Raw genomic sequence first — 15,802 nt, 5'->3', positions numbered from 1 at the left:
GGTGGGTTCGGATGGATGACCGACCTTCCCTCCGCCGGTCTTAACCGGTTCAGGTTCTACGGGTCCGCGCACGCGCATCTCAGCCATGGATCATCCAGGGCACCCCGAGGTGCCCCCTGAATGCCCGCAAATGGGGGGGATTGGCAAGGGGGCAGTGCATCCGGCAGGACAAGACCATCCGGCAGGCAGGGCAGGGCCTTGAAAAACAGCGGAAAATTTCGTATGTCCTATTTCAATCAAGGAGTAGGTCCAGTGATCAGCTGACACGGCATTGCCGAAATTATCCCAAATCCACCCGGTCAGCGCCGGGGGGAATTGTTGCTGATATACTGAACACTCCGAGGAATTTCATGACACGTTTGAACCAGAAGACATGCGTCGTAACCGGCGCGGGTCGCGGCATTGGGGCCGCGATTGCAACCGCTTTTGCCCGCGAAGGCGCGCGGGTGATTGTCACCGATATCGACCTGACCGCCGCGCAGGACGTGGCTGCAGAGATCGAGGCCACCGCCCGCCAATTGGATGTGCGGAACGAGGATCACTGGGCGCGGTTTGCGGGGGAGTTTCCCGAGATCGACGTGCTGGTGAACAACGCGGGCATCACCGGGTTTGAGGATGGCCCCTGCGCCCACGACCCCGAACATGCCGCGCTGGCCGATTGGCGCGCGGTGCATCGCACCAATCTGGACGGCACCTTTCTGGGCTGTCGTTATGCCATTGGGGCCATGCGCAAGACAGGTGCCGGGGCGATCATCAATATCTCGTCCCGGTCCGGGATGGTTGGGATCCCGGCGGCAGCGGCCTATGCGTCCTCGAAGGCGGCGGTGCGCAATCACAGCAAAACCGTGGCGCTTTATTGTGCCGAACAGGGGTTGGCGATCCGCTGCAATTCGATCCACCCGGCGGCGATCCTGACCCCGATGTGGGACCCGATGCTGGGCGATGGCCCGGACCGCGAGGCGCGCATGGCGGCCTTTATCGCGGACACGCCCTTGCGTCGGTTTGGCACGCCGGAGGAGGTGGCGGCGATCTGCGTGATGCTCGCATCCGACGAGGCGGCGTATATGACGGGCAGCGAGATCAACCTGGACGGGGGGCTGCTCGCGGGCAGCATCGCGCCCCCGGCGCAGGCCGAAACCTGATACACATGTCGTGACGCCCCACAGCCCCCCTTGACCTGTTCCTGAATTTGCGCAATGTGAGCGGTAACACCCAACATCCCACACTGGACGGAGCCGCCATGCCCGACACCACTCGCACGCCGCTGGGCGGCCTTGGCTATGCCTTTGGCGGCTTTGCAATCTTTGCCACCCATGACGCGGTGATCAAATCGCTGGGGATGAGTTATTCCGTCTTTCAGATCATCTTTTTCGCCATGCTGTTTGCCTTTGTGCCCATGGCGGTTGTGATGTTGGCGGATCGGCAGGTGGATAATTTCCGCCCGCGCCACCCGTGGCTGATCCTGCTGCGCGCGGCCACGTCGGTGATCGCCATGGCCTCGGCCTTCTACGCCTTCACCGTGCTGCCGCTGGCCGAGGTTTACGCGCTTTTGTTCGCCACACCGCTGGTGATCACGGCCCTGTCCGCCCTGCTGTTGGGGGAACCGGTGCGCGCGCAACGCTGGGCTGCCGTGCTGGTGGGGTTGATCGGGGTGATTGTGGTGCTGCGCCCCGGCGTGACGGTGATCACAACCGGGCATGTGGCGGCGCTGACCGCGGCCTTCATGTCAGCGACAGGGTCGATCATCATGCGAAAGATCGGCGGAGAGGAACGCACGGCGGTGATGATCCTCTACCCCATGCTCTCGTCAATCCTGTTCATGGGCGCGGCCCTGCCAATGGTTTATGTGCCAATGCAGCTGGTGGATCTGGGATTGGCGGCCTCGGTCGGCCTGATGTCGGTGCTGGCGCAGTTTTGCCTGATCGCCGCCTATCGCGCCGCGCCGGCCGCCGTGGTGGCACCAACACAATACAGCCAGATCCTCTGGGCGACGGTTTTTGGCGCCCTGTTCTTTGCGGAGTTCCCCGACATCTGGGTGGGGATTGGCGCGAGCATCGTGATTGCCTCTGGCGTCTTCATCGTCTGGCGCGAAAGCCGCCCGCAAGTGTCCGAGCGCAACCCGATCCTGCGCAACCCGAATATGCGCTATGACGCCGGGGTCAGCCCGAAACCCAAACACCGCCGCCCGGTTGAGGGGGCAAAATAGGGGCTTCGCCCCTCGGCGTTCCGCCTCACCCCAGGATATTTGAAACAAGAAAAAACAGCGCGCGCCCTGCCATCTTTGGTCTGAAAACATCCCGGGGTGAGCCTCGGAGAGGCGAGGGGCAGCGCCCCTTTCCTGGGTCCACATATGCCCTGATGTGCCCCATGGATAAGAAGTGCTCCACTGCATTCTTCCCTTTCGCGTCCCGCCCCGCTATCAGGGAGCAAGCAAAGGAGCGCGCCCATGTCGATGAACAGCTTTGGTCATGTTTTCCGTGTCACCACCTGGGGTGAAAGCCATGGGCCCGCGCTGGGGGCCACGGTGGATGGCTGCCCGCCGGGTGTGCCGCTGGAGGCCGAGATGCTGCAGGTCTGGCTGGACAAGCGCCGCCCGGGTCAAAACAAGCACACGACCCAAAGGAATGAACCCGATCAGGTGAAGATCCTGTCGGGTGTCTATGAGGGCAAAACCACCGGCACGCCGATCCAGCTGATGATCGAGAACACCGATCAGCGGTCAAAGGATTACGGCGAGATCGAAAAGACCTTTCGCCCCGGTCATGCCGATATCACCTACCACCAGAAATACGGCATCCGCGATCCGCGCGGCGGCGGGCGCTCGTCGGCGCGCGAAACCGCGGCCCGGGTGGCTGCCGGGGGTGTGGCGCGCGAAGTGCTGAAGGCGCTGGTGCCGGGGCTGGAGATCAAGGGCTATATGACCCAGATGGGCGAGCTGCATCTGGACCGCGACAAGTTTGACTGGGAGGCCATTGACCAGAATGCCTTCTGGCTGCCCGACGCAACTGCCGTGGCCGAGTGGGAAGCCTATCTGACCCGTCTGCGCACCAAGGACAATGACAGTGTGGGCGCCGCCGTTGAGGTGGTTGTACGCGGGGCGCCCGCCGGTCTTGGCGCGCCGGTTTATGCCAAGTTAGACACGGATCTGGCGGCCGCGATGATGTCGATCAACGCGGTGAAAGGCGTGGAAATCGGCGAGGGCATGGCCGCCGCCGGTCTGCGCGGCACCACCAATGCCGACGAGATTTACATGGGCGAAAACGGACCTGAATATAGCTCGAACCACGCGGGCGGGATCTTGGGTGGGATATCCACCGGGCAGGACATCGTGGTGCGGTTTGCGGTCAAACCCACCAGCTCGATCCTCACCCCGCGCAAGTCGATCACCAAGACGGGCGATCCCATCGACGTGATCACCAAGGGCCGCCATGATCCCTGCGTGGGCATCCGCGCCGTGCCCGTGGGCGAGGCGATGGCGGCCTGTGTCGTGCTCGATCACCTGCTCTTGGATCGCGCGCAAACCGGGGGCCTGCGTGGCCCGATCGGCTGAGGCGCTGCAGGCCGCGCTGCGCAAGGCCCTGTCGGATGTCGATCCGTGTGACGCGGCGCATGACGTGGCCCATGCCGACCGGGTTTGGCGGAACGCACGGATCATTGCGCGCGGCGAGGGGATGGAACGCTGCGATCTTTTGATGGCCGCCTGTTACCTGCACGATCTGGTGACCCTGCCGAAAAATGACCCCGCACGCCACCGCGCGTCGCGCCTGTCGGCTGCGGCGGCGCGGCCCCTTCTGACCCGGCTGGGCTTTGATACAACCGAGGTGGACGAGGTGTGCCACGCCATCGAAGCGCATTCCTTTTCCGCCGGCATCCCCTGCGACACGCTTTTGGCCAAGGTGGTGCAGGATGCGGACCGGATTGAAAGCCTGGGCGCGATCGGGCTGGCGCGCTGTTTCGCGGTGTCCGGCGCGTTGGGGCGGCCCTTGTTTCATGGCCGCGATCCGTTTGGTACAGAGCGCGATCTGGACGACACTGCCTTTGCAGTGGACCACTTTCGCCTGAAACTCTTGTCCCTGCCAGATCAGATGCAGACAGACACCGGCCGGCGCCTGGCGCGCGACCGCGCCGATGTGCTGCGGCGGTTTTTGCACGATCTGGCGGAGGAGCTGGAGCAGCCCGCGCCGGACTGGTAAGGTGCATGTGACCCGCAGATCAGGTGGGGTTTCCGGTCTTGGGTAGGGGTGTCGTGGCGCGCGGCGTGGGTCGCTGTTTTGACAATTGCACCGCCAGGATCCCCACGGTGATCACCGCGACGCCAAGGATATCAAGCCAGCCCAACGCCTCACCCAACAACACCGCCGCCACGGCCACGCCGAAAAACGGGTTGAGAAAATGGAACGTCGCGGCCTTCACCGCGCCGATCCGGCCCACAAGCGCGAACCAGACAAAGGTGGCCAAAAGGCCGGGCACCAGCAAAGTGTAGCTGAAGGCCGCCAAAAGGCGTAGGCTTGGCGTGAAGGTCGGGGTTTCAAGGACGGCGGCGAAGACCACCAGAACCGCCGCACCCACGAACATCTGCAGACCGACGATCATCATCAGGTTGCCGCCCGCGCTGGCCTGTCGCACGGACAGGGTGGCAACAGTCAGCCCGGCGGCGGCGATGAAGCAGAACGCCACGCCAACCATGTCCACGCCCCCCGTCAGGCGCGCGCCCATGATCAGGGCCACGCCGATCACCCCCGCCACTAGGCCAAAGGCCGCCATGGGGCGCAGGCGGTCACCAAACAGCGTCCAGCCCGCGAAGGCCACCATCAACGGCATAGTTGAGGCGATGATCGCCGCCAGCGACGCTTCGACCCACTGCATCGCCACAAAGTTCAGGCCGAGATACAACGCGTTCTGGCAGACCCCGAAAATCAGCACCGCTTTCCACTGGGCGCGGGTCAGGCGCCAGCTTTGCCCAAGCGCCTTGGCAATCGCGACCCCGATCAGGCCCGAGATGAAGAACCGCAGCGAAAGCGAATAAAGCGGCGGCGCATCGGCCACGATGATCCGGGCGGAGGTGAAGGCCGAGGACCACATCAGGGCGAAGGCCAACCCCATGAAAATTGCGCGAATGTCCATCTGCCGCTCCTGAATGCAACGTTGGGTAATGGCACACCCTAGGCGGCGAAGGGGGGTGGTGGCAATGCGGGGAAAGGTTGAATGATCTGCCCTGTCAGGTCAGCTATGCTTAACCGAGGTACGGCGAAAAAGTCGCCCATCCGTGACCGCCAGCCCCAACGCAATCACCGCAAGCCCCACCCAGGCCGTTGCAGAAAGGCGTTCACCCAGAAACGCCGCGCCAAGCCCGATCGCAAAGGGCGGGATCAGAAGCGTGACCAGCATCAGATTGGCGGCGCCTGCGCGCACCAGAATGGCGAAGTAGAGCACATAGGCCAGCGCGGTCGACAGGGCGGCCACGCCGATCAGCGCGCCCCATGTGGTGGGGTGCAATGACAGGTTTGGCACGCCATCCACAATCAACACCAGCGGCACCATCAACACGACAGATCCAGTCAACATCCCCGCCGCGTTCATCAGGGGCGGTTGCCCGGCAAGCACGGCCTTGCCCCAGACACTGGCAAAGGCATAGGACAGTGCCGCCGCGATAATGGCGAGCTGGGCAAGATTGCTGGGGTCCAGCCCGGTCAAAACCCCCGGCCCCATGATCACCGCCACCCCCGCCAGACCAAGCGCGGCCCCGATCAATTTGTTGGGGGTCAGCGGCTCGTCCTTCAGCAAGACCCCGGCCACCACCGCGCCAAACACCGCCGTGGTGCCATTGAGGATCGAAGCAAGGCCGCTTTCAATCTGCTGCTGCCCCCAGAAAATCAGCGAAAAGGGGATGGCGTTGTTCAAGGCCCCCATCACCAGATAGGCGCCCCAGACCTTTGGCGCGCGCGGCAGAGAGATGTGGCGAAGGCGTAAGATCAACAGCAGGATCGGCACCGCCCAAACCACCCGATGCAGGGTGATGGTCAGGGGCGGCAATTCACGCAGCGCGATCTCGGCAAAGAAGAACGATCCGCCCCAAACAGCGGCGAGGGTGATCAGCATCACGGCGGCGGGCAAGTCAAAACGGTTCGGCATTGGGGTCCTCTTGGTGCATCATGATGCATCCTGACCTTCGCGGATGCGCCGCAGTCAGACGATCCGTTTCCTGCCCATTCGCTACCGTATGGTGCGTCCCGGCAGACACGCGCGACAGTGGCGCGCGCAAAAGAAAAGGGCCGCCAAGTTGGCGACCCTTTCCGAATATCTGGTCCAGAAGACCCGCGAAGGCTTAGCCGTTCACGCTGTCTTTCAGAGCCTTGGCGATGGTCATTTTCACCACCTTGTCAGCTTCTTTCTGGATCTGCTCGCCGGTGGCAGGGTTGCGCACGGTGCGGGCCGGACGTTCGCGGCAATAAATCTTGCCAACACCCGGCAGGGTCACAGCGCCGCCACCCGACACTTCTTTGGTGATGATCCCCACCATGGCTTCCAGAGCGGAGCCGGCGGTTTTCTTGTCAGCGCCCATTTCTTCAGCAAGGGCAGCAACCAGTTGGGTTTTGGTCATCGGTTTCGACATGTATTTACACTCCTCAAATCGCCCATTGCTTGGGCTTCATTGGCGGCATTTAACTGTATGTAGAGGGGCGACACAACGATTTGTGTAAGAAAAAAAGGCGAAATATGCGGTTTTTTGCCCTTTTCCGTTTGGTCAAACCCTCTCTCCTTATACTTGAGAGGGAGAAATGCACCTCGCGGCGGTTTGCGCCAACATTTCAGTTGTTTTTCGAAATTCCCGTGACTCGACCCGTCAAGGCATCTGCTGCAGCGCGGCAATCTTCACAGGAAGGCGGTTTCCTCAAAGCTGCGCAACTTGCGGCTATGGATGCGTTCCAACGGCATGTCGCGCAGGATTTCCATCGCCCGGATACCGATCAACAGATGTCGCCCGACCTGGTCCTTGTAGAAATCCGACGCCATGCCGGGCAGTTTCAGTTCGCCATGCAGCGGTTTGTCAGACACGCAAAGAAGCGTCCCGTAAGGCACCCGGAACCGGAACCCGTTGGCCGCAATCGTCGCGCTTTCCATATCCAGCGCAATGGCGCGCGATTGGCTGAGGCGCTGCACCGGACCTCTTGTATCGCGCAGCTCCCAATTGCGGTTATCAAAAGAGGCCACGGTGCCGGTTCGCATGATGCGTTTCAGATCGTACCCTTCCAGTTTGGTCACCCCGGCCACCGCCTGTTCCAGTGCAATCTGGATTTCGGCCAAGGGCGGGATGGGCACCCAGATCGGCAGGTCCGCATCCAGCACCTTGTCTTCGCGCAGATAGGCATGGGCCAGCACAAAATCCCCCAGACGCTGCGAATTGCGCAGCCCCGCGCAATGGCCGACCATCAGCCAGGCATGGGGGCGCAGAACCGCAATATGGTCGGTCGCGGTTTTTGCATTGGACGGTCCCACCCCGATATTGACCAGCGTAATCCCCTGCCCATCCGGCCGGGTCAGGTGATAGCTGGGCATCTGCGGCAATTTCGGGGGGCTGGGCAGATTTTCATCCGGCTTTGTGATCCGGTGATACCCCGGCCCGACAAACCCGTCATAGCCACTGTCCGGATCGGCCAGCATCTTGCGCGCATAGGCTTCGAACTCTTCCACGTAAAACTGGTAGTTGGTGAAGAGCACATGGTTCTGGAAGTCCTCGGGCATGGTCGCGGTGTAATGCGACAGGCGTGCCAGTGAATAATCCACCCGTTGCGCGGTAAAGGGCGCAAGCGGCGCGGGCCCGCTGTTTTCCCGTTCGGCCACACCATTTACAATGTCATCATTGGTGGTGGCCAAATCCGGCACATCAAAAACATCGCGCAGCGGATATTCCATTGCACCCTCTTGCGGGACCGAGATGTTTGGGTCGCGCGCCACCGCAAAATGCACCGGGATCGGCGTGGTCGACGGGCCAATTTCCACGGGCTGTGCATGGTTTTCCATGATCAGGGCAATCTGCTGCTTCAGATAATTGGCAAACAGATCCGGCCGGGTGATGGTGGTGGCATAGGTGCCGGGGGCCGAGACGTGCCCAAAAGACAGCCGCGTATCGCGCTGCGCATGGCTGGTCGTGGTCAGGCGGATTTCCGGGTAAAACGCGCGAAACCGGCTGGTAGGTTTGGAACCTGACGCGTTTTCCTCAAACGTCTTGCACAGAAAGGCGCAGGCCGCGTCATATAGCTCGATCAATCGCGCGACGGCCTGCGTGGCATCGGTGAACACCTCGTGTGCGCCTGTGTCGGGGGTGATCACCGGAATGGTCATGTCACTCATTGGCATGATTTAATCCTCAAAAAGCTCGGTCAGTTCAAATTTGTTTACGTCGACCAGGCCAAGGTCGGAAATCCGCAGTTCCGGGATCACCACCAACGCCAGGAAACTGTGCTGGATCGACGCGTTGTTGAGCGTGCAGCCACACGCCTCCATCGCCTTCACAATCCCCTGCGCCTTCACCGCCACCTCGGCCGCCGGCGCGTCGGACATCAGGCCCGCGACGGGCAGTTCGACCAGCGCCAATTCCCTGCCGTCCTGATAGACACACATGCCCCCGCCGACCTCGGCCAGGCGGTTGGCGGCCAGCGCCATATCCGCGCGCGAGGTGCCGACGACAATCATGTGGTGGCTGTCATGGGCCACGGTCGAGGCCATCGCCATCGGGCCCTTATAGCCAAACCCATTTACAAAGCCGTTTTGCACCACACCGGTGCCCTTGTGCCGTTCAACCAGCGCCACCTGCGCCACATCCTGCGCCTCATCCGGTTCGACAATCCCGTCGATCACCCCGAGGTCACGGGTCAGCGCCTTGGTCGGCGCCTGATTTTCGACAATCCCAATCACCTTGGCGGTGACGGAGTTCTTGCCCTCCGGCGCTTTGACCACAAAATCCGCTTCGGTGATGTCGCGGCCCAGATGCATGGTTGCCTTGGCATGCGCGGGCCAGTCCAGATGCGGGCAATCCACAGTGATCGTACCGTCCTCGGCCACCACCCGCCCCCGCGCGATCACGCGGTTGATCGGAAGGCGGGTCAGGTCATCGGTGAAAATCACGTCAGCGCGGCGTCCGGGTGTAATAGAGCCTAATTCACGCTCCAACCCGAAATGCGTCGCGGTGTTGATTGTCGCCATTTGCAGCGCCACCAGCGGGTCACAGCCATAGGAAATCGCATAGCGCAGTGCGCGGTTCATATGGCCTTCCTCAACCAGCGTGCCGGAATGGCAATCATCAGTGCAAAGGATAAAGTTGCGCGGATCAAGGCCTTGTTCCGTGACCGCAGTGATCTGTTTCTCCACGTCAAACCACGCGGACCCCAGCCGCATCATCACCCGCATCCCCTGGCGCGCACGGGCAATCGCATCGCCCTCAACGGTACCTTCGTGATCATCGGCGGGGCCACCGGCAGCGTAGGCGTGGAAGTTCGGTCCAAGATCGGGGCTCGCGTAATGCCCGCCAATCACCTTGCCCGCCGCCTGCGTCGCCGCCATTTCCGCCAGCATCTTGGGGTCGGCGTTGATCACACCGGGGAAATTCATCATCTCGCCCAGACCGATGATGCCGGGCCAGTTCATCGCCTCACCCACATCTTCGGGGGTGATTTCGAACCCGGTGGTTTCCAGACCGGGGGCCGAGGGCGCGCAGCTGGGCATTTGCGTGTAGATATTGACGGGCTGCAACAGCGCCTCGTCATGCATCAACCGCACGCCTTCCAGGCCCAGCACATTGGCGATCTCATGCGGGTCGACAAACATGGTGGTGGTGCCGTGGGGAATAACCGCGCGGGCAAATTCGGCGGGCGTCAACATGCCGCTTTCGATATGCATATGCCCGTCACAGAGGCCGGGGATCAGATACCGCCCGCCCGCGTCGATCACCTGCGTGCCGTCGCCAATGCAATGGCCCGCATCCGACCCAACATAGGCAAACCGCCCAGCCTTGACCGCCACCTGCCAGTCAAGCACTTCGCGCGTATGCACATTCACCACGCGGCCCCCGGTGATCACCAGATCTGCAGGCGCACGCCCCGCCGCCACCGCAATCAGGTCCGCCGCACTTTCGGCCCAGGTTTTGAATTCAGGATGGGTGGATTTTTTCGTTGTTCTTGTCTCCATGGAACAATTGTCGACAAATCGGATGTTAGCGCAACCCCCAAATTGGTGAAGGTTTCGTGACAGAAGGAGGCCGCCTATCGCCCCGCCCGCATCTGCCTTGGGGTCGCGCCAAACTCGGCCTTGAACGCCCGCGTCATGGCCGACGCGTTCTCATATCCGGCGCGCAAGGCGACCTCTGCAATCGGCAGATTGGTCTCTATCACGGCCTTTCGGGCCGAAATCAGGCGCATTCGGCGATAGATCGCAGACGGGGGTTCGCCCAGTTCGTCGCGCATGCGGTGTTCCAAATCGCGCAGACTACAGCCCGCACGCCTGGCAATTTCGGTGATCGGAAGAGGGTCTTCGATTGCCGCCCGCATCGCAGACAGCGCCCGCCCCACCACGCGGGATTTGGCGATGGGCGGGGCCGAGGATGGGGCCGCACCGGGGGCCATGAACAGCATCGCCACCTCCAACCGCAACGCCGCCCCATGGGCTGCCCCGATCCGGTCCAATGTCAGGTCAAACGCCGCCAAAGCCCCGGTGCAGGTGATCCGGTTTCGGTCCTTGACATGGCGTTCGCGGACCGCATCCACCTCGGGAAAGGTTTCTTCAAAAGCGGGCAGTTCTTCCCAATGGATCGTGGCGCGATGCCCATCCAAAAGCCCGGCCTGCGCCAACAGCCAAGCCCCCGTATCGAACCCTGCCATTATTGAATACCGCCGCGCGGCAGCCGCCAGCGCCCGCGCGTTTGCCGGGGAGGCATGGGTGCGAAACCCGTAGGAGGGAAGCACCACCAACATGTCCCCTCGCGCATCCGCTAGCCGCAATTCTGATGTGACCTGCATTCCGGATGACGACCGCACGGGGTCACCATCCAACGTCAGAAATCGCCATGCATAAAGCCTTTTGCCCGCCAGATCATTGGCGGCGCGCAGCGGCTCAACGCTGTTGGCCAGGCAGAGCGCCGAGAAGCGATCAAACAGAAGGAAGTCGATAATTTCTGTCATTCCTGCATATCTTTGATGATTGCTGCACGATTAATAGGTGAAATCTTCCTAACGTCAAACGGCAACGCGCAAGATCCGCGACCACCGCAAAGAAGGGGGAATGCCATGCAGTTTGGTCTGTCCGAAGAACAGGAGATGATCGTCTCGACCGTTCGCAGCTTTGTGGAGAATGAGATCTATCCGCATGAGGCCGAGGTTGAACGCACGGGGCATGTGCCGCATGAGCTGGGCCAAGAGATCAAGCAGAAATGCATTGATCTGGGCTTTTACGCCTGCAATTTCCCTGAAGAGGTCGGCGGTGCGGGTCTGTCCCACCTTGATTTCACCCTAGTGGAGCGCGAGTTGGGGCGTGGCTCGATGGCACTGACCCATTTCTTTGGCCGGCCGCAGAACATCCTGATGGCCTGCAATGACGAACAACGCGAACGTTACCTGCTGCCCGCCGTGCGGGGTGAGCGCATGGATGCCCTGGCAATGACCGAGCCGGACGCCGGGTCCGATGTGCGGGGGATGAAATGCCAGGCGAGGCGCGATGGCGGCGATTGGGTGATCAACGGGTCAAAGCACTTTATCTCGGGCGCCGAGCACGCGGACTTCTTCATCGTGTTCATCGCCACCGGTGTGGATGAGACCCCAAAGGGGCCGAAGAAACGCATCACCACCTTCCTCGTGGATCGCGGTACGCCGGGGTTTGAGGTGCGTGACGGTTACAATTCGGTCAGTCACAAGGGTTACAAGAATTACATCCTGACATTTGACGAATGCCGCCTGACGGACGCTCAGGTGCTGGGTGAGGTCGATGGCGGATTTGCAGTGATGAACGAGTGGCTTTACGCCACCCGCCTGACCGTAGCGGCCTTCTGCGTGGGGCGCGCGCGCCGCTGTTTTGATCACGCGCTGGAATATGCTGCCGAGCGTAAGCAGTTTGGCCAGCCGATTGGCAAGTTTCAGGGCGTGGGTTTTCAGATCGCCGATATGATCACCGAGATTGATGCGGCTGACTGGCTGACACTGTCTGCCGCCTGGCGGTTGGATCAGGACCTTCCGGCGAACCGCGAAATTGCCTCGGCCAAGCTTTATGCCTCCGAAATGCTGGCGCGGGTCACCGACACCACGCTGCAGATCTTTGGCGGTATGGGCCTGATGGATGACTTCCCGATCGAACGGTTTTGGCGCGACGCCCGTGTTGAACGCATCTGGGACGGGACAAGCGAGATCCAGCGGCATATCATTTCCCGAGATCTACTGCGCCCGCTTGGCGCCTGACACGGGAGAACAACCATGACCAAACCACTTGTCACCATCACCTATTGCACCGGCTGCAACTGGCTTTTGCGCGCCGGGTGGCTGGGGCAGGAGTTGCTGCAGACCTTTTCCACCGACCTTGGCGGTGTGACCCTGATCCCCGGCGACATGGGCGGCGTGTTTGAGGTGACGGTGGATGGCGCGTTGATCTGGGAGCGCAAACGCGATGGCGGTTTCCCGGAGGCGAAAGAGTTGAAGCAACGGGTGCGCGATCAGATCGATCCGGATCGGGACCTTGGGCATATCGACAGGAGCAGCAACGACACCTGACCCGCACGCCCATTTGCCCGGCGGCGCTGGTGAAGAGTTTTCTTGCCTTCGGCGAGGATATTTCGGGACCAAAGATGGCAGGGTCAACCCTGCCGCGGTTCCGGCCCCGCCAACGGTGCCAAATGGACCTGCGGAGCAGATGAATGACACGTGACCTTTCGCGTTTGATGCAACCAAAATCCATCGCCGTCATCGGTGGCGGGGCGTGGTGTGCGGCCATTGTGGATCAGTGCCACAAGATGGGGTTCACCGGCGAGATCTGGCGGGTGCATCCCAAGGGTGGCGCGGGGGTTTACCCTTGTGTCGAGGATCTGCCCCACGCACCCGACGCGGCCTTTATCGGCATCAACCGCTTTGCCACCATCGAAGCGGTGGCCGCATTGGCAAACATTGGCGCCGGGGGGGCGGTCTGTTTTGCCAGCGGGTTTTCAGAAGCGTCCGCCGAAGATGCCAGCGCGGCGGATTTGCAGGCGCAGCTTATGGAAGCGGCGGATGAGATGCCCATTCTCGGCCCCAACTGCTATGGGTTCATCAATGCGTTGGACGGTGCATTATTGTGGCCGGACCAGCATGGGGCGGAGCGGGTGGACCGGGGGGTGGCGATCCTGACGCAAAGCTCCAACATCTCGATCAACCTGACCATGCAGTCCCGCGCCCTGCCAATCGCCTATATGGTGACCTGCGGAAACATGGCGCAGACCAGCCAGGCGCAGATCGCGCGGGCGCTGCTGGACGACCCGCGAGTCACGGCCATTGGGGTGCATATCGAAGGGTTTGGCGATCTGTCCCATTGGGAGGCTCTGGCGCTGAAAGCGCGGGCAAAGGGTGTGCGCATCGTCGCATTGAAAGTCGGCCGTTCTGAACAGGCGCAGGCCGCAACAATCTCTCATACCGCATCTCTGGCCGGAGGGGACGTGGGCGCACAGGCTGTTCTTGACCGGCTGGGCATCGCACGGCTTGATGGTCTGTCGGCCTTTCTGGAGACACTCAAGATTTTGCATGTTTCTGGCGGGTTAGAGACGAATACAATCGCATCGATCAGCTGTTCTGGCGGCGAGGCGAGCCTTGCGGCGGACACAGCGCATGGACAGGATGTGGTGTTCCCCCCGCTGAACGCGCGGCAACGTCATGATCTGGCGCAGGCGCTGGGGCCGATGGTGGCCCTGGCCAATCCGCTTGATTACCACACCTATATCTGGCGCGATCTTGAGGCGATGACCCAGGCCTGGTCTGCGCTGGTTGACCCGCAGATTGCCCTGACCATGATCATCCTGGATCTACCACGCGCCGACCGATGTGACCCGTCAGATTGGGACATTGCGCTGGACGCGGCGATTGCCACGCGCGAACGGACGGGCGGGCAAGTTGCGGTGGTCGCCACATTGCCGGAGCTATTGCCGGAAACGGCAGCACGGAAATTGATGCGGGCTGGCGTGATCCCGTTGAACGGGTTGCAGGACGCCATATCGGCGGCAGGGGCAGCCGCGCTGAAACTGCCTGATCTTCAGGCGCCCTTGCTGTCGGCGGGAAAGGATCGTGAGGGGCAAGTGTTGAGCGAAGCCGAGGCAAAAGCGCGGCTGTCACACCATGGGGTGGTGATCCCGAAATTCGCACGCGGCGGCGACCCGACTCTGCTGGCCGAAAGGGTTGGGTTTCCGATGGTTCTGAAGGGCGAAGGCATTGCCCATAAGACAGAGGCAGGCGCGGTGGCTTTGGGGTTAAACTCGGTGAAATCAGTCTCTATTGCTGCGCAAAACATGCCTTGTGATACATTCCTTGCCGAAGAAATGATCGACGGCGCGGTGGCGGAGCTTTTGATTGGCGTGACCCGCGATCCCGCGCATGGGTTCGTGTTGACCCTGGCCGCAGGGGGCATCCTGACCGAATTGCTGGAAGACGCGTCCAGTGTGCTGATCCCGGCAACACGAAACGACGTCAAACAGGCTCTAATACGGCTGAAACTATCCAAATTGATCGCCGGATATCGCGGCAAACCCGGCGCAAATGAAGACGCCATTCTGGACGCCGTCATGGCGGTGCAGGACTATGTGATCGCCAATGCCGACCGGATCGAAGAGATTGAAATCAACCCGCTGCTCTGCACGCCTGACCGGGCGGTGGCGGCGGATGCGCTTATCAAGGAGGTGCCCGCAGATGGCTCAGTTTAAAGATCTAACCGAGGGACCAGTTAGAACCCGTTGCGACGGTGCGGTGTTGGAGGTCACACTGGATCGCCCCAAGGCCAATGCGATTGATCTGGCGACATCCCGCATTATGGGCGACGTGTTTGCCGCCTTTCGGGATGATGCGGATTTGCGGGTGGCCATCCTGCGCGCCGAGGGGGACAAGTTTTTCTGCCCCGGTTGGGATCTGAAGGCGGCCGCCGAGGGCGACGCGGTGGACGGCGATTACGGCGTTGGCGGTTTTGGCGGTTTGCAGGAATTGCGCGACATGAACAAGCCGGTGATTGTTGCCGTAAACGGCATTTGCTGCGGCGGGGGGCTGGAGCTGGCGATTTCCGGCGACATGATCCTGGCGGCGGACAGCGCCACATTTGCCCTGCCTGAAATCCGCTCGGGCACCGTGGCGGATGCGGCCAGTGTAAAGCTGCCCAAGCGCATCCCCTATCACATCGCGATGGAGCTTTTGCTAACCGGTCGCTGGTTTGATGCGGAAGAAGGGCATCGCTGGGGGCTGATCAATGAGGTGCTGCCGGCGGATCAATTGCTGGATCGCGCGTGGGAGCTTGCCCGGCTGCTCGCCTCAGGCCCGCCGCTGGTGTATGCCGCGATCAAAGAGGTGGTGCGCGATGCCGAGGACAGCAAGTTTCAGGATGCCATGAACCGCATCACTCAACGCCAGCTGCGCACGGTTGATGTGCTTTATGGCAGTGAGGATCAGTTGGAGGGCGCGCGCGCTTTTGCTGAAAAACGCGATCCGGTGTGGAAGGGCAAATAAGCGCAACCATCTTTTGATGGCCTAAAACCCCGTGATCCGGGCGGGTTTCTGGACACCCCCTTTTCCTACGCGTCCTGCGTCGCTACATGGGACGC

General features: G+C 61.7%; 14 protein-coding genes and 1 riboswitch. Of the genes, 8 read left to right on the top strand and 6 right to left on the bottom strand.

Annotation, left to right across the window (positions count from 1 at the left end; genetic code table 11):
* Positions 1-9: 9 nt before the first annotated feature.
* A riboswitch (TPP riboswitch) is annotated at positions 10-117 on the bottom strand.
* A gap of 233 nt (positions 118-350) precedes the next feature.
* From ACP15V_RS10895 to ACP15V_RS10880, 4 genes are all read left to right on the top strand, one after another.
* Positions 351-1,142, top strand: a complete 792-nt coding sequence (locus tag ACP15V_RS10895; protein WP_424943705.1) for an SDR family NAD(P)-dependent oxidoreductase — start codon at positions 351-353, stop codon at positions 1,140-1,142.
* A 98-nt stretch (positions 1,143-1,240) separates the two neighbouring features.
* Positions 1,241-2,206 carry a DMT family transporter gene (locus tag ACP15V_RS10890; protein ID WP_424943704.1) on the top strand — a complete coding sequence of 322 codons (966 nt, stop codon included), beginning with the start codon at positions 1,241-1,243 and terminating at the stop codon, positions 2,204-2,206.
* Positions 2,207-2,446: 240 nt separating this feature from the next.
* A complete protein-coding gene (gene aroC, locus ACP15V_RS10885; RefSeq protein WP_424943703.1) occupies positions 2,447-3,550 on the top strand; it encodes a chorismate synthase in 1,104 nt (367 codons plus the stop codon).
* Positions 3,534-4,193, top strand: coding sequence for an HD domain-containing protein (locus tag ACP15V_RS10880; RefSeq protein WP_424943702.1), 660 nt, complete (start codon positions 3,534-3,536; stop codon positions 4,191-4,193). Before aroC ends, ACP15V_RS10880 begins: the two co-directional genes overlap by 17 nt.
* Positions 4,194-4,212: 19 nt before the next feature.
* Here the strand turns inward: ACP15V_RS10880 and ACP15V_RS10875 are convergent, their stop codons facing one another.
* From ACP15V_RS10875 to ACP15V_RS10850, 6 genes are all read right to left on the bottom strand, one after another.
* The gene (locus ACP15V_RS10875; RefSeq protein WP_424943701.1) at positions 4,213-5,124 is read right to left on the bottom strand and encodes a DMT family transporter; all 912 of its coding nucleotides are present in this window, start codon (positions 5,122-5,124) and stop codon (positions 4,213-4,215) included.
* 99 nt (positions 5,125-5,223) lie between these two features.
* Complete coding sequence (locus tag ACP15V_RS10870) at positions 5,224-6,132, bottom strand: DMT family transporter (RefSeq protein ID WP_424943700.1); 909 nt, start codon at positions 6,130-6,132, stop codon at positions 5,224-5,226.
* Between the two features lie 193 nt (positions 6,133-6,325).
* The gene (locus ACP15V_RS10865; RefSeq protein WP_271054755.1) at positions 6,326-6,613 is read right to left on the bottom strand and encodes an HU family DNA-binding protein; all 288 of its coding nucleotides are present in this window, start codon (positions 6,611-6,613) and stop codon (positions 6,326-6,328) included.
* A 260-nt stretch (positions 6,614-6,873) separates the two neighbouring features.
* A complete protein-coding gene (locus tag ACP15V_RS10860) occupies positions 6,874-8,352 on the bottom strand; it encodes an AMP nucleosidase (RefSeq protein ID WP_424943699.1) in 1,479 nt (492 codons plus the stop codon).
* A gap of 9 nt (positions 8,353-8,361) precedes the next feature.
* Complete coding sequence (ade, locus tag ACP15V_RS10855) at positions 8,362-10,185, bottom strand: adenine deaminase (RefSeq protein ID WP_424943698.1); 1,824 nt, start codon at positions 10,183-10,185, stop codon at positions 8,362-8,364.
* Positions 10,186-10,259: 74 nt separating this feature from the next.
* Positions 10,260-11,174 (bottom strand): GlxA family transcriptional regulator, encoded by a 915-nt coding sequence (locus ACP15V_RS10850; protein WP_424943697.1) that lies wholly within the window; start codon positions 11,172-11,174, stop codon positions 10,260-10,262.
* A gap of 105 nt (positions 11,175-11,279) precedes the next feature.
* Here ACP15V_RS10850 and ACP15V_RS10845 point away from each other — a divergent pair, with 105 nt between their 5' ends.
* The 4 genes from ACP15V_RS10845 (at position 11,280) to ACP15V_RS10830 (ending at position 15,707) form a co-directional block, all read left to right on the top strand.
* Positions 11,280-12,440, top strand: coding sequence for an acyl-CoA dehydrogenase family protein (locus tag ACP15V_RS10845; RefSeq protein WP_424943696.1), 1,161 nt, complete (start codon positions 11,280-11,282; stop codon positions 12,438-12,440).
* 15 nt (positions 12,441-12,455) lie between these two features.
* Positions 12,456-12,749, top strand: a complete 294-nt coding sequence (locus ACP15V_RS10840) for a SelT/SelW/SelH family protein (RefSeq protein WP_424943695.1) — start codon at positions 12,456-12,458, stop codon at positions 12,747-12,749.
* A 143-nt stretch (positions 12,750-12,892) separates the two neighbouring features.
* Positions 12,893-14,917 carry an acetate--CoA ligase family protein gene (locus tag ACP15V_RS10835; RefSeq protein ID WP_424943694.1) on the top strand — a complete coding sequence of 675 codons (2,025 nt, stop codon included), beginning with the start codon at positions 12,893-12,895 and terminating at the stop codon, positions 14,915-14,917.
* On the top strand, positions 14,904-15,707 hold the full coding sequence (locus tag ACP15V_RS10830) for a carnitinyl-CoA dehydratase (protein WP_424943693.1): 804 nt from the start codon (positions 14,904-14,906) through the stop codon (positions 15,705-15,707). Before ACP15V_RS10835 ends, ACP15V_RS10830 begins: the two co-directional genes overlap by 14 nt.
* Positions 15,708-15,802 lie beyond the last annotated feature (95 nt).

The sequence above is a fragment of the Aliiroseovarius crassostreae genome (assembly GCF_049803815.1).
Lineage (GTDB): Bacteria > Pseudomonadota > Alphaproteobacteria > Rhodobacterales > Rhodobacteraceae > Aliiroseovarius > Aliiroseovarius crassostreae_A.
The sequence above is the reverse complement of the archived record's forward strand: the minus strand, read 5'-3'. Positions and strand labels throughout refer to the sequence as shown.